The 22,842-nt window shown below is 68.6% G+C and carries 19 protein-coding genes; 11 read left to right on the forward strand and 8 right to left on the reverse strand.

The genetic code is table 11. From position 1 onward, the window contains the following. Positions 1 to 21: 21 nt before the first annotated feature. Positions 22 to 1,104, forward strand: a complete 1,083-nt coding sequence (locus AC07PF_RS07535; RefSeq protein WP_494611381.1) for a hypothetical protein — start codon at positions 22 to 24, stop codon at positions 1,102 to 1,104. Here AC07PF_RS07535 and AC07PF_RS07540 read toward each other — a convergent pair. The 3 genes from AC07PF_RS07540 to AC07PF_RS07550 all read right to left on the reverse strand — a co-directional run bounded on the left by AC07PF_RS07540 (position 1,094) and on the right by AC07PF_RS07550 (position 5,716). Next, complete coding sequence (locus AC07PF_RS07540; RefSeq protein WP_494611382.1) at positions 1,094 to 2,503, reverse strand: MFS transporter; 1,410 nt, start codon at positions 2,501 to 2,503, stop codon at positions 1,094 to 1,096. The genes AC07PF_RS07535 and AC07PF_RS07540 overlap by 11 nt on opposite strands. Further along, complete coding sequence (locus tag AC07PF_RS07545) at positions 2,500 to 4,119, reverse strand: class I adenylate-forming enzyme family protein (protein ID WP_494611383.1); 1,620 nt, start codon at positions 4,117 to 4,119, stop codon at positions 2,500 to 2,502. The genes AC07PF_RS07540 and AC07PF_RS07545 overlap by 4 nt, the downstream gene beginning before the upstream one ends. A 274-nt stretch (positions 4,120 to 4,393) precedes the next feature. Continuing rightward, entirely contained in the window at positions 4,394 to 5,716 is a 1,323-nt protein-coding gene (locus AC07PF_RS07550; RefSeq protein WP_007860465.1) for a Glu/Leu/Phe/Val family dehydrogenase, read from the reverse strand. A gap of 190 nt (positions 5,717 to 5,906) precedes the next feature. Here AC07PF_RS07550 and AC07PF_RS07555 point away from each other — a divergent pair, with 190 nt between their 5' ends. After that, entirely contained in the window at positions 5,907 to 6,374 is a 468-nt protein-coding gene (locus tag AC07PF_RS07555) for a hypothetical protein (RefSeq protein ID WP_494611384.1), read from the forward strand. 3 nt (positions 6,375 to 6,377) lie between these two features. After that, a complete protein-coding gene (locus tag AC07PF_RS07560) occupies positions 6,378 to 7,571 on the forward strand; it encodes a hypothetical protein (RefSeq protein WP_494611385.1) in 1,194 nt (397 codons plus the stop codon). A 4-nt stretch (positions 7,572 to 7,575) separates the two neighbouring features. Here AC07PF_RS07560 and AC07PF_RS07565 read toward each other — a convergent pair whose 3' ends face one another. Continuing rightward, positions 7,576 to 8,442, reverse strand: coding sequence for a PPK2 family polyphosphate kinase (locus tag AC07PF_RS07565; RefSeq protein WP_494603233.1), 867 nt, complete (start codon positions 8,440 to 8,442; stop codon positions 7,576 to 7,578). 30 nt (positions 8,443 to 8,472) lie between these two features. Further along, positions 8,473 to 9,429 carry a GlxA family transcriptional regulator gene (locus tag AC07PF_RS07570; RefSeq protein ID WP_494611386.1) on the reverse strand — a complete coding sequence of 319 codons (957 nt, stop codon included), beginning with the start codon at positions 9,427 to 9,429 and terminating at the stop codon, positions 8,473 to 8,475. Positions 9,430 to 9,562: 133 nt separating this feature from the next. On the opposite strand from AC07PF_RS07570, the gene AC07PF_RS07575 reads away from it, so the two are divergent. Continuing rightward, on the forward strand, positions 9,563 to 10,348 hold the full coding sequence (locus AC07PF_RS07575; RefSeq protein WP_494611387.1) for an MBL fold metallo-hydrolase: 786 nt from the start codon (positions 9,563 to 9,565) through the stop codon (positions 10,346 to 10,348). Here AC07PF_RS07575 and AC07PF_RS07580 read toward each other — a convergent pair. Beyond that, positions 10,334 to 11,311, reverse strand: a complete 978-nt coding sequence (locus AC07PF_RS07580) for a LysR family transcriptional regulator (protein WP_494611388.1) — start codon at positions 11,309 to 11,311, stop codon at positions 10,334 to 10,336. The two genes, AC07PF_RS07575 and AC07PF_RS07580, sit on opposite strands and share 15 nt — an antisense overlap. Positions 11,312 to 11,389: 78 nt before the next feature. On the opposite strand from AC07PF_RS07580, the gene AC07PF_RS07585 reads away from it, so the two are divergent. Beyond that, on the forward strand, positions 11,390 to 11,878 hold the full coding sequence (locus AC07PF_RS07585) for a PACE efflux transporter (RefSeq protein WP_007860447.1): 489 nt from the start codon (positions 11,390 to 11,392) through the stop codon (positions 11,876 to 11,878). A gap of 57 nt (positions 11,879 to 11,935) precedes the next feature. On the opposite strand, the gene AC07PF_RS07590 is transcribed toward AC07PF_RS07585, so the two are convergent. Beyond that, a complete protein-coding gene (locus tag AC07PF_RS07590; protein ID WP_494611389.1) occupies positions 11,936 to 12,862 on the reverse strand; it encodes a response regulator in 927 nt (308 codons plus the stop codon). Beyond that, complete coding sequence (locus tag AC07PF_RS07595) at positions 12,846 to 16,283, reverse strand: hybrid sensor histidine kinase/response regulator (protein ID WP_494611390.1); 3,438 nt, start codon at positions 16,281 to 16,283, stop codon at positions 12,846 to 12,848. The genes AC07PF_RS07590 and AC07PF_RS07595 overlap by 17 nt, the downstream gene beginning before the upstream one ends. Before the next feature lie 185 nt (positions 16,284 to 16,468). Here AC07PF_RS07595 and urtA point away from each other — a divergent pair, with 185 nt between their 5' ends. From urtA to fmdA, 6 genes are all read left to right on the forward strand, one after another. Next, positions 16,469 to 17,737 carry an urea ABC transporter substrate-binding protein gene (gene urtA / locus AC07PF_RS07600; RefSeq protein ID WP_007860429.1) on the forward strand — a complete coding sequence of 423 codons (1,269 nt, stop codon included), beginning with the start codon at positions 16,469 to 16,471 and terminating at the stop codon, positions 17,735 to 17,737. Positions 17,738 to 17,898: 161 nt separating this feature from the next. Continuing rightward, positions 17,899 to 18,813 carry an urea ABC transporter permease subunit UrtB gene (urtB, locus tag AC07PF_RS07605; RefSeq protein WP_007860428.1) on the forward strand — a complete coding sequence of 305 codons (915 nt, stop codon included), beginning with the start codon at positions 17,899 to 17,901 and terminating at the stop codon, positions 18,811 to 18,813. A gap of 41 nt (positions 18,814 to 18,854) precedes the next feature. Next, positions 18,855 to 20,048, forward strand: a complete 1,194-nt coding sequence (urtC, locus tag AC07PF_RS07610; RefSeq protein WP_007860426.1) for an urea ABC transporter permease subunit UrtC — start codon at positions 18,855 to 18,857, stop codon at positions 20,046 to 20,048. A 26-nt stretch (positions 20,049 to 20,074) separates the two neighbouring features. Then, positions 20,075 to 20,818, forward strand: coding sequence for an urea ABC transporter ATP-binding protein UrtD (gene urtD, locus AC07PF_RS07615; RefSeq protein ID WP_494603217.1), 744 nt, complete (start codon positions 20,075 to 20,077; stop codon positions 20,816 to 20,818). Positions 20,819 to 20,848: 30 nt separating this feature from the next. Further along, positions 20,849 to 21,538 carry an urea ABC transporter ATP-binding subunit UrtE gene (gene urtE, locus AC07PF_RS07620; protein ID WP_007860422.1) on the forward strand — a complete coding sequence of 230 codons (690 nt, stop codon included), beginning with the start codon at positions 20,849 to 20,851 and terminating at the stop codon, positions 21,536 to 21,538. Positions 21,539 to 21,597: 59 nt separating this feature from the next. Then, positions 21,598 to 22,827, forward strand: coding sequence for a formamidase (fmdA, locus tag AC07PF_RS07625; protein ID WP_007860420.1), 1,230 nt, complete (start codon positions 21,598 to 21,600; stop codon positions 22,825 to 22,827). Positions 22,828 to 22,842 lie beyond the last annotated feature (15 nt).

The raw sequence follows: 22,842 nt of genomic DNA on the forward strand, positions 1-22,842 counted from the left end.
GGCCTTCACCCCACCGCCCGCATGGCTGCACCCATCGACCCCTCTCGCCCTGGCGCCCTGCCGCCCGTGGCCCAGTTCCTGGCCGAGGCGGCGCTGCAGCGCCAGGCCGCGCTGCTCGGGACCGACAAGGCGGCCCCGGCGCGTGCGCCGTTTCCGCTGGGCGATCCCGCGGCCCCTGCCGCACCCGTGCCCGGGGCAGCGCCCCCGGCGCCGGCAGTGGCCGACAAGGCCAGCATTTCGCCGCAGGCGCGTGGCCCCCTGGGCGCGGGCTTCGATCCGCGGGGCCATGCGGCGGCGGCCAGCCCGGTGGGCGCTGCGGTGCGCAACCTGCTGCCTGCGGCGCTGGCACCGGGGGCGCCGGTGCCAGCACCTGCTGCGTCCGCGGCAGCACCGCTGTCTGCGGCCTGGCCGGCCGAGGGGCTGGACGCCCCGGCGCTGCGCATGGTGGGCGCCCTGGTGGCGCAGCTCACCGAGGGCAGTGGCATGCCCCAGCGCGTGGTTGCGGCCCAGCCCTGGCCCGTGGGCCTGGCGCATGCACTGGAGAAAGGCGATGCCGAGCCCGGGCAGCCGCCGCTGCAGACCTGGCTGGTGCGCCAGGGCACGGTGCAGACGCCCGAGGGGCCACGCAGCTTTGCGCTGACCCTGCGCGTGCCGGTGCCCTGGATGGCGTCGCAGTCGACACCCTTCGCCGCGGCGGGGCTGGGCGCGCCGGCGCCGTTGCAGGTGCCGTTTTCCGGCAATGCGCAGGCGCTGCAGTCGGGGGTGTTCGCGCTGGTGCTGCAGGGGCCTGACGCTGCGGCCACGGCGCGCACCAGTGCGCTCCTGGTGCTGGACTTCCAGGCGCAGGTGCCGGCTTCGGTCTATGGCCGAGAGATGCTGCTCGCGCCAGGCCAGCGCCTGGACCCCTGGACGCAGATGGCGGTGCTGCAGGCCAGTGGCCATCTACCGGTCGATGAGGAGCGTGAGCGCGAGCGGCCGCTGTGCGAGGTGGCTGGCTGCCCTTATGCGGGGCGCACGCCTTGTGCGCAGCCTTTCTGCCTGGCCTTGCGCTGGGTGGACCCGGTGGTTCCAGCGCTGCCCGCAGGGCCCCAGCTCAGCCCGTGAACTGGCTGTCGCGCACGTCGCCCACGCTGCGGCGGATCTCGCCGTGCCGCGCGCGCGTGATGGGGTAGACCAGCAGCAGCGGAATCGCTAGCGCCAGGCACAGTGCGGGCAGCGGGCCGGTCATGAGCCGTATGCCGCCCAGCGCCTCGGGCGACTGGGCCACGTTGGGTACGTAGTGCGTGATGTCCAGCACGGCCGCAACGATCACCGTGGCCAGCGTGCGTGCGATCTTGTCGACCAGACCGAACAGGCCGTAGTACATGCCGGTGGTGCGCTCGCCCGCGAGCATGTGGCCGTGGTCGATGGTGTCGGGCACCATCGCGAAGGGCACGATCCAGTGCGCGCCCATGCCGATGCCGATCAGCGCCAGCACGGCGGCCACCGCCCCCTGCTGGCCCGGCCCGATCCAGTACAGCACCACCAGGCCCGCGGCACTGAACACCAGGCCCAGCATGTAGGCCCGGTTCTTCTCCCAGCGGTCCACCACGCGCTTCCAGACGAACAGCGAGACCGCCACCACCCCGAGCAGGATGGCCATGAGCCGCGGCAGGTCGCCCTGCGTGCCCTGCAGCTGGTAGATGACGAAATAGGCCAGCGCGCCCTGCACCAGGGTCAGGCCCAGGCGCACCAGGCCGGCCGCGCTCACCAGCAGCAGGAAGGGCCGGTTGCGCAGTGTGCCCAGCAAGGTACGGCGCACCGAATCCCAGGCGGGCGCGGGGTCGGTGGGGGCGGCTGCCTCGTCGGCCACGGGCTCGCGCACGCGCCAGGCCACCACGGCCACCGCCATGCCGGCGGCCAGGCCGAAGCAGGCACCGGCCAGCGCGTAGCCCGTGCGCGCATCGGGCGCGGCACGCACCAGCACTGGCATGAGCACGCTGCCCGCGAAGAAGCCGATCAGGGCACCGAGCGAGGCAAAGGCCGTGAGGCTGGTGCGCTCGTCGTAGTCGCGCGTGAGGTTGGCGGCCATGGCCTGGTAGGGCAGCTGCACCAGCGTCATCAGCGTGTCGAACAGTGTGTAGGTGATGGCAATCCACAGGAACGCCGCCACGGGCGACAGGCCCGGGGGCACCATCCATACCGCGGCCGACACCACGGCCAGCGGAATCGCGCCGTAGATGAGGTACACGCGGTGGCGGCCCCAGCGCGAGCGCGTGCGGTCCGTTACCCAGCCGAACAGCGGGTCGTTGATGGTGTCCCACACCTTGCCCACCAGCAGCGCGGCGCCGGCCACGGCCGGCGGCACCAGGGCCACGTCGGTGTAGAAGATCATGAGCAGGAAGCCCATGGCGGCGATCAGCATCTGCAGGCCCACGTTGCCCACGGCGTAGCCGAGCTTGGTGCCCAGCGGCAGCCTGGTGTCGGCGGTGGTGGCAGCCTGCGCGGCGGTCGGCCCGCTCACAGCGCGTGCGCCGGTTCGGCCACGGGCTCTTCGGCGTCGAGCATGGCGCGCACCTCGCGGCGCAGCATCTTGTTGAGGAAGCTGCGCGGGATCTCGGGCACGATGCGCACGCGGTCGGGCTGCAGTGCCGCAGTCAGGTTCTCGGCCAGGTACTCGGTGATGTCGTGCTCCAGCGCACGCCAGTTGTGCTCGGTGCGCCAGCTCTGGCGCAGGCTGACCACCAGCACGGCCTGCTCGCCGTGCTGCACCAGGCAGCATTCCTTGACGGCGGGGTGCTGGTGCGTGACTTCTTCCACCTCGCGAGGGTTGAGCAACTGGCCGTCCTTGCGCACGCGGTCGGCGTTGCGGCCCAGCACGTGCAGGTAGCCTGCCTTGTCGAAATAGCCCGTGTCACCCATCACCACCCAGCCGTCGCGCAGGGTTTCGGCCGTTTTCTCGGGGTCGTGCCAGTAGCGCTCGAATTGCACCGGGGTCTGTACCGTGATGAGGCCCGTGGAGCCCAGGGGCAGCGGATGGAAGTCGTCATCGCGGATCACCACCTCCACGCCGGGCATCACGCGCCCCACCGACGACAGGATGTCCAGGCCCAGTGGCGCGCCGCTGGCGTCCACATGCTCGTGCGGCAGCAGCCAGGTGATGGGCGGCAGCGCCTCCAGGCAGCCGTAGCCCTGCTGGAAGATGGGGCCGAAGCGGCGGATGGCTTCGGCGATCTTGGGCGCGGGCATCATTTCCGAGCCATAGGGCACATGGGTCAGCGAGGCCAGGCGGTAGCGCGGCAGCTCCGGGTCGTCCAGCAGGTCGATGATGGCCGACGGCGAGAGGAAGGCGCGCGAGACCTTGTGGCGCTCGATCAGTCCGGCCAGCGTGGCCGAGCGGAAGTTCTCGGGCATCACCAGCACGGCGCCCGAGAGCAGCGTGGGCAGCACCAGGCCCGAGCCCGGCCCGGTGAGCGGCAGGCCCAGCATGTTGATGTCCTGGCCGCTGGCCGGGGGGGTGAAGTTGATCGACTGGGCAATGAAGCGCACGCTGTCCAGGTACTTGCGGTGGGTGTAGCCGATGGCCTTGGGCAGCCCGGTGGTGCCCGAGGTCATGTGCAGCGCGAACACCTCGTCCTCGTGCACCCTGGCCGTGCCGCGCGTGGGCGTGGCCTGGGCCAGCGCGTGCTCGTAGGGCTTGCCCAGGGCCAGGATGTGCAGGCCGGGCATGCGCTCGCGCACGGTGGCCAGGATGGGCTCGCTCAGCGCCGGGTCGTGGATGAACACCGCGGGTTTCACGCGCAGCAGGGTATCGAGCGCGGCCTGGGCCGACAGGTGCTTGTGGAAGCTCGCGAAGATGGTGCCGTTCTCGAACGTGGCCAGGCGCGTCTCGTACTGCTCGCCGGTCTCGGGCAACCAGGTGAAGACGATGTCGCCCTGCTGGACGCCCTGCGCCTGCATCCAGCCGTGCAGGCGCAGCACGCGGTCGTGCAGCTGTTGGTAGGTGAGGGTGCCGCGCCGGTCGATGAGGGCGCGCTTGCTGCCATGCAGTCGGTAGGCCAGGCGGGCCACCGAGCGGGCGGTGCGCAGGCGGCTCAGCATGAAGCGCGCCATGACGCTGCGCAGGGAGGGAAGGGCCACCGTTGTCTCCTGGGATTGCCGAGATGAAAGGGCAGTCTCCCACGCAGCCTGCGGGGCAATCATTTCCATTTGTTGGCGTGCGTATCTGCCTGTTTCAGCGGCCGCCCAGCGGTCGCATCGTGCCGACAACAGGCATGAACGCGGGTGTGCGGCGTCGCCCGGACGCAACAGGCACCTCCCGGAAAAAAGCCGCCAGCACCGGGTGCGGTGCTGGCGGCTGGGTCGGACCGGGGGCCGCCGGATAGGCGGCCGCGGTTCTTGCAAAAAAGAAAGATCAGGGATACAGGCCGCGCATTTCGCGGGCGTGCAGGATGCGCTGGCAGGCCACGATGAAGGTGGCGGTGCGCAGGCTGACCTTGTGCTCCTGGGCAATCTGCCAGACGCCGGCAAAGGCATCCTGCATGATGCGCACCAGGCGGGCGTTGATCTCGTCCTCGCTCCAGAAGAAGCTGGAGAAGTCCTGCACCCATTCGAAGTAGCTCACCGTCACGCCGCCGGCGTTGGCGATCACGTCGGGCAGCACCAGCACGCCCTTGTCGTGCAGGATGTCGTCGGCCTCGGGGGTGGTGGGGCCGTTGGCGCCCTCGATCACCAGCTTGGCCTTGATCTGGCCGGCATTGTGCTCGGTGATCTGGCCTTCCAGCGCGGCCGGGATCAGGATCTCGCAGTCCACGCCCCAGAACTCGTCGGCTGCCATGGTGTCGGCGCCGGCAAAGCCACCCACGCCGCCACGCGCCTTCACGTGGGCCAGCAGGGCCGGTACATCGAGGCCCTTGCCGTTGAAGATGGTGCCGGTGTGGTCCTGCACGGCAACGACCTTGGCGCCGGCCTCGGCAAACAGCTTGCCGGCGATGCCGCCGACGTTGCCGAAGCCCTGCACCGCCACGCGGGCACCGTCGAGCGACAGGCCGGTGAGCTTGGCGGCTTCCACGCCCACGGTGAAGACACCGCGGCCGGTGGCTTCCACGCGGCCGAGCGAGCCGCCCAGGTCCACGGGCTTGCCGGTGACCACGCCGGTGGCGGTGGCGCCGGTGTTCATCGAGTAGGTGTCCATCATCCAGGCCATGATCTGGCCGTTGGTGTTCACGTCCGGCGCAGGGATGTCCTTGGAGGGGCCGATGATGATGCCGATCTCGCTGGTGTAGCGGCGCGTCAGGCGCTCAAGTTCACCGAGGGAGAGCTTCTTGGGGTCCACGCGAATGCCGCCCTTGGCACCGCCGTAGGGCACGTTCACCGCGGCGTTCTTGATCGACATCCAGGCCGACAGGGCCATCACTTCCGACAGCGTCACGTCCTGGTGGAAGCGCACGCCGCCCTTGCCCGGGCCGCGCGAGGTGTTGTGCTGCACGCGGTAGCCCTCGAAGTGGGCGATGGTGCCGTTGTCCAGCTCGATCGGTACGTCCACGATCAGCGCGCGCTTGGGGCGCTTGAGCGTCTCGACCCAGCGGGCCAGATGGCCCAGGTAGGGCGTGACACGGTCCACCTGCTGCAGGTAGACGCCCCAGGGGCCGAGGTTGTCCGCCTGGAGGTAGGAAGGCAGGGTATGGACGGCGCCCAACTTGGAGCTGGTGGCCGGAGCGCCGGAAGATTGCGACATGTGAATTTCCTTGTGGGATAAGTTCAAGCCACGGAGCTTATGCCTGCCTGTTGTCCCTGTCCAAGGCCGGAGTGTTACAGGATTATGCATTTGATGCATAACCTGCCAATTGGCCCGATCGGTGTCTGGAACCGGCGCGCAGCGCCCCTGGCTTGCTGCCCTCGAGGGCATCTCCAACGCCTCACGTTCCATGTCCGCCAGCGCGTACACCTTCACCTGCATCGGCTCCGATGCCGACGCGCTTTCCACCCTGCACGGCAAGCTGCTGGCCGCCATCGGCACCCCCTGCAGTGCCTGGCCCGAACTCCTGGGCGGCATCTTTGCCGATTGGGACCAGCCCTCGGTGCTCAGTGCGTCGCTGCTGGGCACGACCTTGCGCTGCAGCATAGACGCCTCGGCGCACGATGCACTGGAGAAGGCGCAGATCCTCGCCCTGCATGCCGCGGGTGCCGAGTACCTGCGCGTGCAGGTCTTCAACAGCCAGGTGGGCGAGTCGGACACCACACACCACCACGCGGGCAAGCGCATCAGTGCCAAGGCCTTTCCCAAGCCCGCCCTGTCCGAAGGCGACCGCTTGTACGAGCTGGTGCTCGAGTCCAAGGATGGCACGCTCGCCAAGGAGATCAAGGCCGGGGCCTCTGCGGATGCCGCGGCCTAGGGCATGCCCCTGTTCATGCACGCCCTGCGCGGGGGCATGGAAAAGTCCGTGCGCGCCATGTTCGATGCCCGTGTGGACCTGGCCCCCTGCCGGCCCTGGGCCACCGAGGCGGCCAGCCAGATCGCGCAGCATGGCGGCAGCAGGCGCGAGGCCATGCTGGCCGCGCTGCTGGCGCTGCCAGGCGCAGACCTGGTGGCACTGTCGCGCTCCGTGGCCGTGGTGCAGGCCGTGTGCGCACACCCCAAACTGCTCAAGTGGCTGCTCGCCCAGGAAGGCGTGGACGTGAATGCCAAGTTGTACGAGGAGGAGTCTGCGCAGGAGGTCGGCAGCCTGTTGTTCCACAGCGTCGAGTTCTTCGAGGACAGCGCGGAAGTCCTGGCGGTGCTGGAGGCCCGGGGCGCCCGCTCGGTGCCACCCCTGCAGATGAGCGACGTGGCCCGTCTGGACCGCATGCGCTATGGCTACCGCGATGCCGAAACCCCGGCGCAGCTGGCGGCTGCGGGCGTGGACCTCGACACCTCGGTCTGGCGTGACGACTATCCGGCGGTGCGCATGCTGCTGCGCAATTTTCAGGGGGCGGCGCGGGATGTGCGCCTCGCCCTGGAACTGCTGGATGCGGGCGCCGGCATCGCTGGCTGGCTGACGCCGGAAGCGGTCCAGGAGGAGGTGCTGGGCGCGCTGCTCGCGTGGTGCTGGTACGAGCAGGGTGCAGCCGAGGGTGAGGAGCCCATCGCTCTGGACGGGCAGCGCGTGGACGCTGTCCTCGGCATCTTTCGCCGCCTGCTGGAGCGCGGGCTCAACGCCGACACCCCCGTCGTGTTCAGCGCCGACAACCTGGCGGCCAGGGGCGAAGCCTTTGCTACGCCCCGGGTGCGCTATGAAGGCAGCTTGCTGGGGGCCGTGGCCTGCATGCTGTGCGCACGGGGCAGCGAACTGCGCGGCCTGTGCCTGCCCCTGGTGGAGCTGCTGCTGGGGCATGGCGCCGATCCGCATGCGCCCTGCCGGCGTGTCGCTGGCCACCCGGGGTTGGGTGGTTCCCGGATCTGGGTGCGCGGGGCCTGGCCGGAGATCAACCTGCCCTGGCCCGAAGGCGCCTCGGCACTGGACTATCTGCTGCAGCGCCAGGCCCGGGAGCCGGACAGCACCGATGCCGCGGTGGTTGCGGCCCTGCAGGCCAGCGGTCGGCCAGGGCGCTGAACGCTCACTCGACCTTGAAGCCTGCCAGCTGCGGGTCGCCTGGCGGGTAGCGCAGTTCCAGGTTCTGCAGCACCTGGCGCAGCACGGTGGCGATCATCAGGTTGCGGTGCGTCTTGGAGTCGGCCGGCACGATGGTCCAGGGCGCCCAGGGCGTGTGCGTGGCCTGGAGCAGGGTGTCGTAGGCCAGGCGGTAGTCCTTCCACTGCTTGCGCACCTCGATGTCGCCCATGCTGAACTTCCAGTGCTTGGCCGGGTCGTCCAGGCGCTCCTGCAGCCGCAGGCGTTGCTCCTCGGGGCTGATGTGCAGCAGGAACTTGAGCACGATGGTGCCGGTCTCGCTGAGCATGCGCTCGAAGTCGTTGATGTGGGCCAGGCGCTGCTGTTGCTGCGCGGGCGTGATCCAGCCATTGACCACGGGCACCAGCACGTCCTCGTACTGGCTGCGGTTGAACACCGTGATCTCGCCGTCCTGCGGCACCTGCTGGTGGATGCGCCAGAGGTAGTCGTGTGCACGCTCGGTCTCGGTGGGGGCTTTCCAGCCCACGGTGCGCACGCCCAGGGCGCTCATGCGGCCGAACACGCCGCGGATGGTGCCGTCCTTGCCCGAGGTGTCGGTCCCTTGCAGCACCACCAGCAGCTTGTAGCGCTTGTCGGCATAGAACAGGTTCTGCAGCGCGTCGAGTTCCAGCGCCAGGGCTTCCACGGCCGCCTTGTCCTCGGCCTTGCTGCCCAGCGAGAAGGGCTTGGCACCCGGGTCCCAGTTGGCGAGGGCGGAGGCCTTGCCTTTCTTGCCGCCCGCCTTGGGTTGCCAGGCCGACCAGCGCTCGCCAAAGGCCTTGCTGCTGCTCTGGAAGGGGTTCATGGTGTGCATCTCCGGTGAATAGGACTATCGAAGGGGCCGTCAGTGGCTGCCATGGGCCATGCGGTAGGCCATGGGCGTCTGGCCGGTGGCATGGGTGAAGGCCCGGTGCAGGCCTGCTTCGCTGGCAAAGCCCAGGTCCTGGGCGATGCGCTTGAGCGGGTAGCGGGTCTGACACAGGGCATCACCGGCCTGCCGCAACTTGATGCGGCGCATCCAGTGTGCCGCAGACAGGCCTGTGTGTGCACGCACCCGCCGCGCGAGGGTGCGGGTGGACAGGTGCATGGCCGCCGCCAGGTCGGCCAGGCACAGGCCCTGGGCCGGGGTGCGCTGCACCCAGAGCATGGCGCTGCGCAGGGCGGGCTCTGCCTGGGCCATCAGGTCCAGCCCGGCAAACACCGGGTGGGTGGTGCGCGGGCGGGGCAGCATCAGCACCTCCTGCAGGTCCTGCACCGCCTGGGGTGGCAGCCGTGACGCCAGCGCGTGCAGCATCAACGGCAGGTAGCCGCTGGCGCCGGCGGCCGTGGTGGCGGCCGCGTGAGCCACCAGGGGCTCGTCCAGGCGCCAGTGCACGGCCGAAAACTCCTGCTCCAGCGCCGCCCGCAGCCACCAGGTGGCCGTGGCCGCGTGGCCATCGAGCCGGCCGCTGGCCGCCAGCAGCACCACGCCGGCACAGTAGCTCCACAGCTGCGTGCGGCGGGGCAGGGCACGCAGCGCCCGCACCAGGGGCTGCAGGGGGCGCAGCTGGGCCTGTACCGCGTCGGGTGACGACAGCCACAGGCCCGGCACCAGCACGGCATCGGCCTGTGCCTGGACCAGGGTCACGGTGGGTGCCAGTGCCGGCCCCTGCCAGGTGGCAACCGGCTGCAGGTCCAGCCCCACCCACTGCACGTCGAACAGCGGCCTGCCCGCACGCAGGTTGGCCGCGCGCGCCATGTCGGCCGTGGCAAACAGGCCCGCGGGCATGCAGCCCTCATAGAGCAGCAGGGCCAGGCGCAAGGGGCGCGAGGGGGAGGGGGAATCAGCACCTGGGTGTGGCATGAATTGGCAATGAATCGTCCATTCCGGCCATTTTCACCAGACGCACGCCTTTGAACAATAGGTCTTCATCCATTGCCACAGCACCTCTCCCATGAAGATCACCCAATTGCGCAACGCCACCATCGTGCTGGAATTCACGGCCCAGGGCACGCCCGTGGTCCTGCTGGTCGATCCCATGCTCTCGCCACAGGGCGGCCTGCCCACGCTGCGCTACCTGGGCGGCACGCGCCGCCGCAACCCCATCGTGGAGCTACCCCAAGGGGCCGATGCCTTGCTGGGCCGCGTGACGCATGCCCTCATCACCCATTGCCAGTGCGGCCACTTCGATCACCTGGACCGGGCGGGCAAGCAGTTCCTGCGCGGGCGCAGCACGCCCGTCGCCTGCATGCCCCGCGATGCGGACTACCTCGCCGCACGTGGCCTGGTGGTGCAGCCGCTGACCGGTCCCGGCCGGCAGCCCTTCCTGGGCGGTGGGCACATCACGCCCATCGCCTGCCTGCATGGGCGCGGCTGGGTCGGCCGGCTCATGGAGCATGGCCATGGCTACCTGATCGAGATGCCGGGCGAGCCCAGTGTCTACATTGCCGGCGACACGGTGCTCACCCCCGGGGTGCGCGACTGCCTCACCCGGCTGCGGCCCGACGTGGCCGTGCTGCCGGCCGGCGGCGCGCGTTTCGACCTGGGGGGCGAGATCCTCATGGACGGGCGCGACGTGATCGAGGCCTGTGCACTGGCGCCCGGCCTGGTGGTGGCCAACCACCTGGAGGCACTCGACCATTGCCCCACGACGCGGGCGGATCTGGCAGCGATGGCCGCACAGGCCGGCCTGCAGCACCGGCTGTGGATCCCGCAGGACGGCGAGTCACGCGTGTTCTGAGGCGGGTGTCGAGCAGGTCTGTTCGGGCGCATGCCCGGCCTGCAGCGCATCGTGCGCCATCAGCTCCACGAAGCGGCGTGCACCCAGGCCCAAGGGGCGCTCCTTGGACCAGACCACGTCCACCCACAGCGCCGTGCCGTTGCTCAGGTTCTCGAAGGGCATCTCCAGCAGCGTGCCCGCGTCGATGCGCGGCTGCACCAGCGCGCGCGGCTGCCAGCCCCAGCCCAGGCCGGCCTCGATCAGGCCCAGGGCGGCCAGGTGGTTGTCGGTGCGCCAGTGGTGGCGCGCAAATACGAAGCGCCGGTCGATCTGCGCCAGGTCGCGGCTGGCCACCACGATCTGCCGCGTGGTCGTGAGGTGCTCTTCGCGCAGCTGGGCCAGGGCGCCGGCTTCGCCCCGGGCCTCGGCGGCCGCGCGCGCTGCCTGGAGCACCGGGTGGTCAGGCGCCATCACCGCCACCAGGGTCTCGCTGCCCACCTCCTGGAAGCCTTCGCGCCCGTCGATGCTGGGCCGCTCGAACACCAGCGCCAGCTGCGCGCGCCCGGTGTGCAGCAGCTCCAGCGCATCGACCTGGGGCGCAGCCAGCACCTCCACCTGCAGCAGCGGGTACTCGCGCGCCAGGGCGGCGATGGGCTCCGTCCAGCGCGAGGCCAGCAGCTCGGGCGCAATCGCCACCGTGAGTCGCTCTTCCAGGCCCTGGGTCAGCGACAGCGCCTGGGCATTGAGCTGCTGCAACTGCCCGGCCAGCAGCCGCGCCTGGGGCTCCAGCGCCCGCGCGGCTGCCGTGGGCCGGGGTTCGCGGCCGCTGCGGTCGAAGAGCGGCATGTCCAGCTCCGCCTCCAGGTGGGCAATGGCCATGCTCACGGCCGAAGGCACGCGCGAGAGGCTGCGCGCCGCCGCCGAGAAGGAGCCCTGGTCCAGCACGGACAGGAAGACCTGGATGTTGTCCGAGGAAAAAGCCATCCCTCAATCTATCAGATATCAGAAAAACTGATACAAGCTAACTTTTTATATCAGTCGCAAGCACATAAAGTTCGGGCCATGGAAACGCAGAACACCACCACCTCCCTGGCAGCGCCGCAGGCTGCCGCCGGCCTGCAGGGCGTCAAGCGCCGAGTCGTCTACGTCACGCTGTACGAACTCATCGCCATCTTTGCCGCCACGGCGGGGCTGGCCTTCCTCACCGGCCAGGGCGCCGCGCATGCGGGCGTGATTGCGGCCGTGGCAGCCCTCATCGCCGTGGCCTGGAACCTGCTGTTCAACTGGGCCTTCGAGCGCTGGGAGTCGCGCCAGGAAGTGCGCGGGCGCAGCACCAGGCGCCGGGTGGTGCATGCCATCAGCTTCGAGATGGGCCTGGTGGTCACCCTGGTGCCGATCTTTGCCTGGTGGTTCCACATCAGCCTGTGGCAGGCGCTGGTGATGGACATCGGCATGATCGTCTTCTTCCTGTGCTACACCTTTGTCTTCAACTGGGTGTTCGACCATGTGTTCGGCCTGCCGGCCAGTGCGCAAGGCATCGCCCAGCCTTGAAACCAGCGGTGCCTGACCGCAGGGGGTGAAACTGGCGCGGCCAGGAGGTGCTTCATCTCAACCCTGCAGCAACTGCCCCGCGATGGCGGCTGCTGCCGTGCGGGTCTCCACCCCCAGCTTCTCGAAGATGTGCTCCAGGTGCTTGTTCACCGTGCGCGGGCTCATGCCCAGGATGTCGGCGATGTCGCGGTTGGTCTTGCCCTTGGTGAGCCACGAGAGCACCTCGGTCTCGCGCGGGGTCAGCGCCACCTGCTGAAGGTGGCGCGGCGCTGCGGCCTCGGGCCGGGCGTGGCTGAGCAGCAGCATCGATTCGGCCAGGCCGCTGGCGCCCATGTGCCGGGCCAGCAGCTGGCGGCCGTCGGCCAGGGCCAGGGTCTGTTCGCCATCGCGCTGGGCCTGCACTAGCCAGGCGGCGGCCACCTCGGTGGGGGCCTCGGCATGGGCGAAGGCGTCTTCCAGCCAGCGCGTGGCCTGGGGTGAGCGCCAGGCCATGCGGCCCTGGCCATCAAGCACCACCACGCCCAGGCCGGCCACGTCCACTGCCTCGCGCGCCAGGCGCGTGGCCTGGGCATTGCGCACATGGGTCGCCAGGCGCGCCAGCACCTCGGGGATGCGCAGCGGCTTGACCACGTAGTCCACGCCACCGCTGGCAAAGCCCTGCAGGATCTGCGCCGTGTCCGACAGCCCGGTCATGAACACGATGGGCACGTGCGACCACGGCGGCGTGGCCTTGAGCTGGCGGCACAGCGCGAAGCCGTCGATGCCCGGCATCACCGCGTCGAGCAGCACGCCATCGGGCACCACCATGTCGAAGCGCTGCAGCGCCTCTTCGGCGTCGCGCGCGGCCAGCACGGCGTAGCCCTCGGCGGCCAGCGCGTCGCACAGCATGCGCAGGGTGTCCAGGGCGTCGTCCACCACCAGGATGACGCGCTGGCCGGGCACGCCGGGGCTGGCCGGTGCGGTGGGATCAAAAGGACTGTTCATGGTCGGGTTCGCGAAGGTGGCGGGCCAGGGCCTCGAAGTCGAAACGGTCGGCACAGGCCTGCAGCACGGCCAGTGCCGCAGCGTGGGCCGGCAGCTGGGCACGCGCCTGGCGCAGCAGCTCGCGCACGGCACCGGCCTGGCCCTGGCGCGCCAGGCGCGTCAGGCCGTCGCGCAGGTCCTGGGGCAGGCTGGCGGGAGCGGGCACCGGGCCCGCGGCCTGGCCCGCTGGGGGCGGCAGGGGCTGCGGGGTGTTGTCGTGCACCCATTCGAGCTGCAGCGCCACCTGCAGCGCACGCAGCAGCTCGGACTCGATCACCGGCTTGCCCACGAAGCCCTGCACCTGCATGGCGGCCAGGCGTCCGGGCTCGTGGTCGAACTGGTTGGCCGAGACGAAGACGATGGGCAGCGCGCTGGCAGGCAGCAAGGTGCGCAGCAGACCCGCGGTCTGCCAGCCATCGAGGTCGTCCATGGAGATGTCGAGCAGCACCAGGTCGGGCGGGGTCTGGCGCACGATCTCCACGCACTCGCGCCCGCTGGCCGCCTCGCGCACGATGAAGCCCAGCGGCACCAGCAGGCCGGCCAGCAGCTGGCGCTGCAGCGGCTGGTCGTCCACCACCAACAGCGTGCGGCGCGGGGCGATGTGGCCGATCACCGGGCGCAGGGCCGCCATGTGGGCCGGGCGCCACGCCGGGTCGGGCGAGATGCCGGGCAGGTACAGGCGCACGGTGAAGGTGCTGCCCTGGCCCGGGGTGCTGGCCACCGTGAGCTCGCCGCCCATGAGCTGGGTAAGCAAGTGCGTGATGGTCAGGCCCAGCCCGGTGCCGGCCTCGCTGGCCCGGCGCCCGGCGCTGCCGCGCTCGAAGGGCAGGAAAATGCGCTCGCGGTCCTGCGGCTCGATGCCGATGCCGGTGTCGATGACCTCGATGCGCGAGACATGCGGGCGAAAGTCCATGCGCAATCGCACCTCGCCGCGCTCGGTGAAGCGCACGGCGTTGGACAGCAGGTTGATCAGGATCTGGCGCAGGCGCTTGGCGTCGGCGCGTATCCAGCCCGGCATGGTGCCTTCGGTCTGCACCACGAAGCGCAGGCCCCTGGCCTCGGCCTGCGGGCGCAGCATGCCCTCCACGTTCTGGATCAGCTCGGGCAGGGGCAGGGGTGCCAGGTCCAGGCGCAGCCGGCCGGCCTCGATGCGCGCCAGCTCCAGCGAGCCGTCGATCAGCGCATGCATGTGCTGCCCGCTGTGCTGGATGGTGGACAGGCTTTCGCGCAGCCAGCCCTCGGTCTGCGGGTTCTTGAGCAGGATCTGCGTGTAGCCGAGGATGCTGTTGAGGGGTGAGCGCAATTCATGCGTCATGCCGGCCACGTAGCGCGTCTTGGCCAGGCTGGCCGACTCGGCCTGGTCCTTGGCGGCCTGCAGCTCGGCATCGGTGCGCTTGTGCGCCTCGATCTCCTGCAGCAAGAGCTGCGTCTGGCGCTCCGACTCGTCCTGCGCCATGCGCCGGCTGTCGGTGCTCAGCACCACCCACCAGGCGCACACGGCCGCCAGCAGCGCCAGCAGCGCGAAGACCTTGAAGAAGGGCATGCGCAAGAACTGTGCGGGCGTTTCCAGGCTCTCCTGCACGTAGACCACGCCGAGCAGGAACACCAGCACCGCGCACAGCGAGACCATCACCATCAGGTACTGCCCCATGCGGAAGTTGACCTTGGCTGCCCAGTGGCGTGGCAGCAGCAGTGCGGCCACGGCGCGCAGCTGGTCGGTGGCGCGCGAGCCGGTCTTGCAGCGGTCGTGGCAGCGCGATTCGAGCGAGCAGCACAGCGAGCAGATGGCCGCGCCGTAGGCCGGGCAGCGCGCCATGTCCTCGGACTCGAACTGGTTCTCGCACACCGTGCAGCGCACGGCCTCTCCGGGTTGCCAGGTGGTGTCGGGCTGGCGCGCCAGGTAATAGCGCCCCTTGGTGGCCCAGGCCAGCAGCGGGGCCAGCGCCATCGACAGCACGAGCGCGATGAAGGGCGAGAACGCGGCCGCCATTTCGCCCAGCATGCCGGCATAGGCGCAACAGGCCACCGTGGCCGCCAGCACCATGGAGCCCAGCCCCACGGGGTTGAAGTCGTACAGGTGCGCGCGCCGGAACTCGATGCCCGGCGGCGACAGCCCGAGCGGCTTGTTGATCACCAGGTCGGCCACCAGCGCCCCCACCCAGGCGATGGCCACGTTGCTGTAGACGGCCAGCACCTTCTCGAGCGCGCCGAACACCCCGAGCGTCATGAGCAGCGTGGCAATGCCCACGTTGAACACCAGCCAGACCACGCGCCCGGGGTGGCTGCGCGTGATGCGCGCGAAGAAGTTGGACCAGGCAAGCGAGCCCGCGTAGGCATTGGTCAGGTTGATCTTGATCTGCGAGACCACGACGAACAGCACCGTGACCGCCACTGCCAGGCCCGGCAGGCCCAGCGCCTGCATGACCTGGTGGAAGCCCGCGAGGAACATCTGCGTGGGCTCGGCCGCGCGCGTGGTGCCCACTTCGAACTGCAGCGCCGCGAACGCCAGGAAGGCGCCGCCCGCCATCTTCAGCATGCCCATCACGATCCAGCCCGGGCCGGCCACCAGCACCGCGCCCCACCAGCGCCAGCGGTTGGCGGCCGTGCGCTCGGGCAGGAAGCGCAGGAAGTCCACCTGCTCGCCGATCTGCACCACCAGCGAGAAGATCACCGTGCCCGCCACGCCGAACATCAGCAGGTTGAACTGGCTGCTGCCGCTCTTGAGGCCCGAGAGCCCGGCGAAGTCGCGGTACAGCTGCGGCTGGGTGAGCGCGATCCACACGAAGGGCAGCAGCAGCAAGAAGAGCCACAGTGGCTGCGTCCAGGCCTGCAGGCGCGAGATCAGCGTGATGCCGCGCATGGCCATGGGCAGGATGACCAGCGACGACAGCACGTAGCACCACTGCAGCGGCCAGTCGACCACCATCTGCAGCGCCAGCGCCATGATGGCCGCCTCCAGCGCGAAGAAGATGAAGGTGAACACCGCGTAGATCAGCGAGGTGATGGTCGAGCCCAGGTAGCCGAAGCCCGCGCCGCGCGTGAGCAGGTCCATGTCCAGGCCATAGCGCGCCGCGTAGTAGGCGATGGGGAGCCCGGTCAGGAAGATCAGCACCCCCACCGCGAGGATGGCCCACATGGCGTTGGAAAAGCCGTAGTTGAGCGCGATGGCCCCGCCGATGGCCTCCAGCGCCAGGAAGGACAGCGAGCCGAAGGCGGTGTTCGCCACGCGGAACTCGCTCCAGCGCCGAAAGCTCTTGGGGGTGTAGCGCAGCGCGTAGTCCTCCATGGTCTCGTCGGCCACCCAGGCGTTGTACTCGCGCCGGAAGCGAAAGATCGTCTGCGGTGCAGGCTGCGGGGCGCTGGACGGGGTGGAAGAGTGCATGCACCGGCCCATGCAAGAAACGTTCTAGCCACGCCGGGCAGGCAGTGCGTACGCAGGGGCTACGTTAATTGACGTATGGGCGTGAACCAGGGTTCTCCCTAATCTTCAACCCAGCGCGGCACCCAACCGGCCGGCGCCGCACACCACCCCGATCCAACCCGTCTGTAGCAAGGAGCGTTTTCACCATGAAGCACCTCACCGATCCGAATGCCCTGGGCCTTCCTCCCTCCACGGACGGCGGCCGCCGCCGCCTGCTGCAGGCCATGGGCGCCGCCTCGATGGCCGGCCTGCCGGCCTGGTCCTTTGGCCAGACCACGGCCGCTGTCAACACCACCAAGCTGGCCGTGACGGACACCGAGGTCACCGTGGGCCAGCTGCATTCGGCCACCGGCACCATGGCCATCTCCGAGACCGGCTCCATCCAGGCCGAACAGCTCGCCATCGACCAGATCAACGCCATGGGCGGTGTGCTCGGCCGCAAGATCAAGGTGATCAAGGAAGACGGCGCCTCCGACTGGCCCACCTTCGCTGAAAAGTCCAAGAAGCTGCTCATTAATGACCACTGCGCCGCGGTGTTCGGCTGCTGGACCAGCGCCTCGCGCAAGGCCGTGCTGCCCGTGTTTGAAAAAGAGAACGGCCTGCTCTACTACCCCACCTTCTACGAAGGCCTGGAGCAGTCCAAGAACGTGATCTACACCGGCCAGGAGGCCACGCAGCAGATCCTGTACAGCCTGGAGTGGGCCAAGACCGAGAAGAAGGCCAAGACCTTCTTCCTGATTGGCTCGGACTACATCTGGCCGCGCACCTCGATGAAGATCGCGCGCAAGCATGTCGAGAACTTCCAGAAGGGCAAGATCGTCGGCGAGGAGTACTACCCATTGGGCAGCACCAACTTCGGCTCGCTGATGAACAAGATCAAGGTGCAAAAGCCCGACTGCCTGTTCGTGGCCGTGGTGGGGGGCTCCAACGTGGCCTTCTACAAGGCGCTCAAGGCCGCCGGCATCACGGGCGACAAGCAGCTGCTGGTCACGCTCTCGGTCACCGAGGACGAGATGACCGGTGTGGGTGGCGAGAACTTCGCAGGCTTCTTCTCGTCGATGAAGTACTTCCAGTCGCTGGACAACGAGAACAACAAGAAGTTCGTCGCCGCCTTCAAGGGCAAGTACGGCAAGGACGCGGTGATCGGCGACGTGACCCAGGCCGGCTACCTGGGCCCCTGGCTGTGGAAGGCCGCGGTCGAGAAGGCCAAGAGCTTCGACGTGGACAAGGTGGTGGCCGCATCGCCGGGCATCGAGCTCAAGACCGCGCCCGAGGGCTACGTCAAGCTCGACGCCAACCACCACCTGTGGAGCAAGTCGCGCATCGCCATGGGCATGCCGGACGCCAGCTTCAAGGTCGTTGCCGAATCGCCGGAGCTTATCAAGCCCGATCCCTTCCCCAAAGGGTATCAGTAACCACCCCCTGAGCGGCTACGCCGCTTCCCCCTCTCTCGCTTCGCGGGAGGGGGACGACGCCCTCGCTGCGGGGCGGCCCTTGCTCGGCGTCCCTGGCTTGGGCCGTGCCTTTGCGTGCCCCGTTCTTCGTACCGACCCGTTTGCGCTCAGGAGCAGCACCCATGACCTTCTCAGAAATGCTCAACATCGGCCTCATGCAGGGCTTTGCGGGCCTGAGCCTGTTTGCCGTGCTGCTGCTCATGGGCCTAGGGCTGGCCATCATCTTCGGGCAGATGGGCGTGATCAACATGGCGCATGGCGAGTTCATGACCATCGGCGCCTACACGATCTACCTGGGCTCCACGCTGGCCTCCACGCATGCGCCGCAGCTGGTGGCCTACTACTTTCCGGTGGCCATCGTGGCCGCCTTCGGCATTGCCTTCGCCGCGGGCTGGCTCGTGGAATGGGGCCTGATACGCCACCTGTACAAGCGCCCGCTCGATACGCTGCTGGCCACCTGGGGCATCAGCCTGGCGCTGCAGCAGTGCTTTCGCACCTTCATCGGCCCCAAGGAAGTCAGCCCCACCTTGCCCGACTGGCTGCTGGGCTCGTGGGCACCCGTCGAGGGCCTGGATATCCCCATCAACGGCATGTTCGTGCTGGGGCTCACGGTGGTGGTCACCTGCGGCGTGCTGCTGGCGCTGCACCGCAGTCGCTGGGGCCTTCGGGTCCGTGCAACGGTGGCCAACCGCGTGATGGCCAATGCCACGGGCATCGATACGCAAAAGACCGACCGCCTGACCTTCGCCATCGGCTGCGGCATCGCCGGTGTGGCGGGGGCCGCCTTCACCACCATCGGCTCCACCGGGCCGACCTCGGGCTCGCTCTACATCGTGGACGCCTTCCTGGTCGTCACCTTCGGCGGTGCGGCCAGCCTGCTGGGCACGGTGGTCTCGGCCTTCGGCATCGCGCAGACGCAGTCCATCACCGAGTTCTTCCTGGCCGGCTCCATGGCCAAGGTGATCACGCTGTCGCTGATCGTGCTGATCCTGATGGTGCGGCCGCAGGGCCTGTTCGCCTCCAAGGTGCGCCGCTGAGCGTTCGCCGACCCCCCACCTGAGTTCACCGGAGTCCTTTCATGAATGCCCTCAAAGCCTGGATCCAGCGCTACCAGCTCGCCAGCCTGGTGCTGCTCACCGTGCTGCTGGCCGTGGTGCTGCCGCTCGCGCTCGACATCTTTCGCCTGAACCTGGTGGGCAAGTACCTCACCTACGCCTTCGTGGCCATCGGCCTGGTCATGGTCTGGGGCTACGGCGGCGTGCTCAGCCTGGGGCAGGGTGTGTTCTTCGGCCTGGGCGGCTACGCCATGGCCATGTTTCTCAAGCTCGAAGCCTCCGACCCCATCAGCACCAAGATCCAGTCCACCCCCGGCATCCCCGACTTCATGGACTGGAACCAGATCACCGAGCTGCCCGCGTTCTGGGTGCCGTTCAAGAGCCTGCCGTTCTCGCTGGCCGCGGTGATCGTGGTGCCCACATTGCTGGCCTTTATCGTGAGCTTCGCCATGTTCAAGCGCCGCGTGGGCGGCGTGTACTTCGCCATCATCACCCAGGCCGTGGCGCTGATCTGCACCGTGCTCATCATCGGCCAGCAGGGCTACACCGGCGGCGTCAACGGCATGACCGACCTCAAGACCCTGTGGGGCTGGGACACGCGCACCGACAGCGCCAAGTACATCCTGTACTACGTGTGCGTGGCGCTGCTGGTGCTGTCCATCGTGCTGTGCCGCTTCATCCAGACCAGCAAGCTCGGCACCCTGCTGCTGGCCATGCGCGACAAGGAAGACCGCGTGCGCTTCTCGGGCTACGACGTGGCCAACTTCAAGGTCTTCACCTTCTGCCTGGCGGCCGCGCTCTCGGGCATCGGCGGTGCGCTGTTTTCGCTGCAGGTGGGCTTCATGTCGCCGAGCTTCGTGGGCATCGTGCCGTCCATCGAGATGGTGATCTACGCCGCCGTGGGTGGGCGCATGAGCCTGGTCGGGGCGGTGTACGGCACCTTGCTGGTCAACGCCGGCAAGACCTACTTCTCCGAAAGCTTTCCCGACCTGTGGCTGTTCCTCATGGCCGCCCTGTTCATCGGCGTGACCATGGCCTTCCCAATGGGCCTGGCCGGCCTGTGGGAGAGCCACATCGTGCCCTGGTGGAAGGGCCGCCGCGAGGCGCTGCGCCAGGCTGCGGTGCGGGCGCCGGTGGCACCGCCAAGCCGCCCGCCCACCGATGCGCCGGCCGCCGCCCCGAGCCTGCCTGAAGGCGCCAGCAGCCAGCGCGCCTGAGCGCACCCCGCACCCGGAGCACCCCCATGAGCAACACCGACTTCGCCCTGGCCGTGGAAGACCTCACGGTCTCGTTCGACGGCTTCAAGGCCATCGACGCCCTCACGCTGTACGTCGACAAGAACGAGCTGCGCGTGATCATCGGCCCCAACGGCGCGGGCAAGACCACGCTGCTGGACCTGATCTGCGGCAAGACGCGCGCCACCGGCGGCAGCATCAAGTTCCGGAACGAGGAGCTCACGCGCATGGCCGAGCACAAGCGTGTGCGCCTGGGGATCGGCCGCAAGTTCCAGACGCCCTCGATCTACGAGAACCTCTCGGTGTTCCAGAACCTGGAGGTCTCCTACCCCTCGGGGCGCTCGGTGTTCGGCGCACTCGCGTTCCGCTGCACCCCGGCGGTGAAGGAGCGCGTGCAGGCCGTGGCCGACGACATCGGCCTCGGGGACAAGCTCGACACCGAGGCCGGCCTGCTCTCGCACGGCCAGAAGCAGTGGCTGGAGATCGGCATGCTGCTGATGCAGGAGCCCGAGCTGCTGATGCTCGACGAGCCGATTGCCGGCATGAGCGCACGCGAGCGCGAGCTCACGGCCGAGCTGCTGCAGCGCATCTGCAAGAACCGCGCGGTGATCGTGATCGAGCACGACATGGAGTTCGTCAAGCGCATCGCGCACAAGGTCACCGTCATGCACCAGGGAAAGATCCTGGCCGAGGGCTCGATGGACAAGGTCCAGAACGACCCCAAGGTGATCGACGTCTACCTCGGCCACTGACCGAGCCACCCCGCACAGGAGCACCACCGTATGTTGGAAGTCAAGGACCTGTTCGTGGCCTACGGCCAGAGCGAAGCACTGCACGGCATCTCCTTCGAGGGCCGGGCCAACGAGACCGTGGCCATCATGGGCCGCAACGGCATGGGCAAGACCACGCTGTTCAAGAGCCTCATGGGGGTGATGCCGGTCAAGAGCGGCAGCATCACCGTGGCCGGCCAGGAGGTGACGCGTGACGAGAGCTTTCGCCGCGTGGCCAAGGGCATTGCCTACGTGCCCCAGGGCCGCATGATCTTTCCCACGCTCACGGTGGAAGAGAACATCCAGACGGGGCTGGAGAACTCGAAGACGCGCGAGATCCCCGATGAGATCTACGCCCTGTTCCCCGTGCTGTGGGACATGCGCCGGCGCAAGGGCGGCAACCTTTCGGGCGGGCAGCAGCAGCAACTGGCGATTGCGCGCGCGCTGGTCACCGACCCCAAGGTGCTGCTGCTCGACGAGCCCACCGAGGGCATCCAGCCTTCCATCATCAAGGACATCGCCCGGGCCCTCAACGAGATCCGCAAGCTGCGCCAGATCACCATCGTGGTCAGCGAGCAGGTGCTCTCGTTCGCCATGGACGTGGCCGACCGCCTGTTCGTTATCGAAGGCGGCCGTCTGGTGCACGAGACCGCGCGCGCCGATACCGACCAGCAGCACATCAAGGCCTACCTCTCGGTCTGAGCCCCTCTTTCTTTTCTCTCTTCGTTCCCCTTCCACAACCATCCAAGGAGCAACACGCCATGGCCGATACCCTGATCAAGGTGGACCTCAAGCAGTCGCCGTACGACAACCCCCAGGTGCACAACCGCTGGCACCCGGACATCCCCATGGCCGTGTGGGTGGAGCCCGGGGCGGAGTTCAAGCTCGAAACCTACGACTGGACCGGCGGCGCCATCAAGAATGACGACAGCGCCGACGACGTGCGCGACGTGGACCTGTCCACTGTGCACTTCCTGTCGGGCCCCGTGGGCGTCAAGGGCGCCGAGCCGGGCGACCTGCTGGTGGTGGACCTGCTCGACATCGGCGCGCGCGACGACAGCCTGTGGGGCTTCAACGGCTTCTTCTCCAAGAAGAACGGCGGCGGCTTCCTGACCGAGCACTACCCGCTGGCGCAAAAGTCCATCTGGGACTTCCACGGCATGTTCACCAACAGCCGCCACATCCCGGGCGTGAACTTCGCGGGCCTGATCCACCCCGGCCTGATCGGCTGCCTGCCCGACCAGAAGATGCTCGATGCCTGGAATGCGCGCGAGGCCGAGCTGATCGCCACCGACCCGGACCGCGTGCCCGGCCTGGCCAACCCGCCCAACGGAATCACCGCCCACATGGGCAAGCTGCAGGGCGAGGCCAAGGCCAAGGCCGCCGCCGAGGGCGCACGCACGGTGCCGCCACGCGAGCACGGTGGCAACTGCGACATCAAGGACCTCTCGCGCGGCTCCAAGGTGTATTTCCCGGTCTACGTCGAAGGCGCGGGGCTCTCGGTGGGTGACCTGCACTTCAGCCAGGGCGACGGCGAGATCACCTTCTGCGGAGCCATCGAAATGGCGGGCTGGGTGCACATGAAGGTCAGCCTGATCAAGGGCGGCATGGCCAAGTACGGCATCAAGAACCCGATCTTCAAGCCCAGCCCTGTCACCCCCAACTACAAGGACTACCTGATCTTCGAGGGCATCTCGGTCGACGAATCGGGCAAGCAGCATTACCTGGATGTCACGGTGGCCTACCGCCAGGCCTGCCTGAACGCCATCGAGTACCTGAAAAAGTTCGGCTATAGCGGTGCACAGGCCTATTCCATCCTGGGCACGGCCCCGGTGCAGGGCCACATCAGCGGCGTGGTCGACGTGCCCAATGCCTGCGCCACGCTGTGGCTGCCCACCGAGATCTTCGACTTCGACATCAACCCCACGGCCGCCGGCCCGGTGAAGATGCTCGACGGCAGCATCGACATGCCGATCTCGCAAGACAAGTAGCCACGAAGGCCCGCC

It is taken from the genome of Acidovorax sp. GW821-FHT10A04 (assembly GCF_059415825.1).

Bases quoted from the DNA above. Each gene is read 5' to 3' on its own strand.
- AC07PF_RS07535 (WP_494611381.1), top strand. From the start codon at position 22: ATGGCTGCACCCATCGACCCCTCTCGCCCTGGCGCCCTGCCGCCCGTG.
- AC07PF_RS07550 (WP_007860465.1), bottom strand. From the start codon at position 5,716: ATGTCGCAATCTTCCGGCGCTCCGGCCACCAGCTCCAAGTTGGGCGCC.
- AC07PF_RS07555 (WP_494611384.1), top strand. From the start codon at position 5,907: ATGTCCGCCAGCGCGTACACCTTCACCTGCATCGGCTCCGATGCCGAC.
- AC07PF_RS07560 (WP_494611385.1), top strand. From the start codon at position 6,378: ATGCCCCTGTTCATGCACGCCCTGCGCGGGGGCATGGAAAAGTCCGTG.
- AC07PF_RS07565 (WP_494603233.1), bottom strand. From the start codon at position 8,442: ATGCACACCATGAACCCCTTCCAGAGCAGCAGCAAGGCCTTTGGCGAG.
- AC07PF_RS07575 (WP_494611387.1), top strand. From the start codon at position 9,563: ATGAAGATCACCCAATTGCGCAACGCCACCATCGTGCTGGAATTCACG.
- AC07PF_RS07580 (WP_494611388.1), bottom strand. From the start codon at position 11,311: ATGGCTTTTTCCTCGGACAACATCCAGGTCTTCCTGTCCGTGCTGGAC.
- AC07PF_RS07585 (WP_007860447.1), top strand. From the start codon at position 11,390: ATGGAAACGCAGAACACCACCACCTCCCTGGCAGCGCCGCAGGCTGCC.
- AC07PF_RS07590 (WP_494611389.1), bottom strand. From the start codon at position 12,862: ATGAACAGTCCTTTTGATCCCACCGCACCGGCCAGCCCCGGCGTGCCC.
- AC07PF_RS07595 (WP_494611390.1), bottom strand. From the start codon at position 16,283: ATGCACTCTTCCACCCCGTCCAGCGCCCCGCAGCCTGCACCGCAGACG.
- urtA (WP_007860429.1), top strand. From the start codon at position 16,469: ATGAAGCACCTCACCGATCCGAATGCCCTGGGCCTTCCTCCCTCCACG.
- urtB (WP_007860428.1), top strand. From the start codon at position 17,899: ATGACCTTCTCAGAAATGCTCAACATCGGCCTCATGCAGGGCTTTGCG.
- urtC (WP_007860426.1), top strand. From the start codon at position 18,855: ATGAATGCCCTCAAAGCCTGGATCCAGCGCTACCAGCTCGCCAGCCTG.
- urtD (WP_494603217.1), top strand. From the start codon at position 20,075: ATGAGCAACACCGACTTCGCCCTGGCCGTGGAAGACCTCACGGTCTCG.
- urtE (WP_007860422.1), top strand. From the start codon at position 20,849: ATGTTGGAAGTCAAGGACCTGTTCGTGGCCTACGGCCAGAGCGAAGCA.
- fmdA (WP_007860420.1), top strand. From the start codon at position 21,598: ATGGCCGATACCCTGATCAAGGTGGACCTCAAGCAGTCGCCGTACGAC.